The organism is Lutibacter sp. HS1-25, from assembly GCF_004121075.1.
GTDB lineage: Bacteria > Bacteroidota > Bacteroidia > Flavobacteriales > Flavobacteriaceae > Lutibacter.
Genome location: NZ_RHLN01000146.1, coordinates 1 through 2,337, shown reverse-complemented (window position 1 = coordinate 2,337; position 2,337 = coordinate 1). Strand labels below are relative to the sequence as shown.

The 2,337-nt window shown below is 29.0% G+C and carries 3 protein-coding genes; all 3 read left to right on the top strand.

What is annotated here, in order from left to right; translation table 11 throughout:
- On the top strand, nt 1-431 hold a 431-nt coding region (locus EC396_RS14605; RefSeq protein WP_164975322.1), incomplete at its 5' end, for an integrase core domain-containing protein.
- 669 nt (nt 432-1,100) lie between these two features.
- Nucleotides 1,101-1,616 carry a hypothetical protein gene (locus EC396_RS14600; protein WP_129367407.1) on the top strand — a complete coding sequence of 172 codons (516 nt, stop codon included), beginning with the start codon at nt 1,101-1,103 and terminating at the stop codon, nt 1,614-1,616.
- A 207-nt stretch (nt 1,617-1,823) separates the two neighbouring features.
- Nucleotides 1,824-2,213, top strand: a complete 390-nt coding sequence (locus tag EC396_RS14595; RefSeq protein ID WP_129366715.1) for a helix-turn-helix domain-containing protein — start codon at nt 1,824-1,826, stop codon at nt 2,211-2,213.
- Nucleotides 2,214-2,337: the final 124 nt, after the last annotated feature.

Genomic DNA, 2,337 nt, shown 5'->3' with positions numbered 1-2,337 from the left:
AACTAGCTTCTCATATGAAAGTATCATTATGTTTAGATGCGCTTAAAATGGCTGTTAAGAACCGTAAATACCCTACTGAAAAGATAATACATCACTCAGATAGAGGTTTTCAATATTGCAACCCTGAATATACAAATTTCGCTGAAAATAATGGCTTAACTATGAGTATGACTGAACAATACGATCCATATGAAAACGCTGTTGCTGAAAGAATTAATAGAACCCTGAAATATGAATATGGACTTAAAAAAGTAATCAAAAACACAACATTCGCTAAGAAAATTGTCAAAAATGCAGTACATATTTACAACAACCTTAGACCGCATTTTAGCCTGGATTTAAGGAAGCCTTTTGAGGTTCATAACAATCCTAACATCAAATATAAATCGTATCGAAAAAAACATGTAAATTTACTCGAACTTAAAATTTAAGAACTGACCTAGTTCAAATTATTTTTTTGCCTTCTAAACGGCTAAAAAAAATATTTTGAACGGTTAAAGTAACCAAAAAAATGGTCAACCTATTTCAGTATAATACAGGAAAATTTTGGTCAAAAAAATACTTCCGAAAATCATAGTTTTTAATTAAAGATGAGTTAAAATTATTTCGGAGTAAAAAAATCATTGAAATATTTAAAAATGACAAATTATTGCCGAGTAAAAATTGAATTATTAAAATTGACTTTAAATATATTTGACTGATATAAAATGGATTACGGAGTTATTAAATTATTTCGGAGTAAAATCTGGAGTTTTAAAAAGTTCAAAGAAAACAGAAACTAAAAATAAAATATTTCCGAGTAAAAATTGAATTATTAAAATTGGATTAAATAAACTAAAAAGAAACATAATCTAAAATATAAACATTTCCGACTTTCTCAATTGCTTACCGATTGAAAATTATAAAAGAATAATTCTAGTTATGAAAAGAAAATTTAACTCCAAAACAAAAAGCAGCTAAAAGCCAACAACTCATAAAATTTATGCTTACTTTTAAACTAAATTACGAACTGACAAACATTAAACAAACGATTTGCTACGTCCGAAAAATCTCCGATTTTCCAGTCGCACAAATCTTATAAAAGCCCGTTGTACACCATTATGAAAAAAACATTCGTAATCATATTGACACTAATCGGATTTTTGTCATTTGGACAAGGAAACGAGTTGAATTTGATTGAACAAAACGAATTAGATGCTATTTATGTTCAAGCACTGAATAGCAGATTTGATCTCTTACTATCGAGCGGATGGAAATACATTGAGTTGAATGATAATGGACAGAGAATTTCAATACAAAATGTATCTGACCGATATAAATTTTTAACAAATGAGGAATTAATTGACTTATCGATTAAAGAGAAAAAGACTATTCGAGTTTTGAGATTGACTCACAAAATTATCGGAACTGATACTGTCGATATTAATTTTGGAATTATAAATGTGACTGGAAAGCGAAAAATTCATTTCAATAATGGATTGAAATTTAAGAAAGCTGATTTCGCATTAGAATGTGGAGGAACTAATGGTTACATTCCTGATATGCGATTTGTACTTGACAGAAAGAAAGATAATTGGGAATTGACAGATGGACGATATGCGATTCCAACTGAATAAAAAAAACGGTGTACAACAACTCATAAAATTTATGCTTAAATCAGATTTAGTACAAACGACAAACATTCAATAAACAATTTGCTACGTACGAAAAATCTCCGATTTTCCAGTCGCACAAATCTTATAAAAGCCCGTTGCTATTAATTGCAGATTTGTACTTTCCTGAAATAGGTTGACTAAAAATTAGACAACTTAAACAACGAAAGTATGAAAGAACAAAAAGTACCCTGCCGAAAAAAATCCTATGAAAAAGTGGGTTTTGATTTAAAATTACTCGTTATTGACCAAATTCAAAATGGTCGTATTTCAATTAATTATGCTGCTAAAAAATACAATATTTCAAGATCTTCTATTGACTATTGGTTAAAAAAATATAGTACTTTAGAGCAAAAGAAATTAGGAATGAGCAAAAAAGACGAAATCAAAAAATTAAAGCAAAGAATTGAAGAATTGGAGTTTGTAAAAGACTTCCAGCAAGACATAATTGCGGATATGGAACTTATTACTGGTGTGGATTTAGCAAAAAAGTCATTGCCCAAAACATTAGCCGACGAGATTCAAAAAAAGAAACAAAACCGTTTAAAAGAAAATGGTTAATCGAGTGTTTTGGGATTAGTAAACAAGCCTTCTATAAGCGCTTAAAATCTCAACAAATCAAAGAAAATAATGAACAACAATTAATTCTGTTGGTCAAACAATATCGCAATAAAGTTAGTCAACA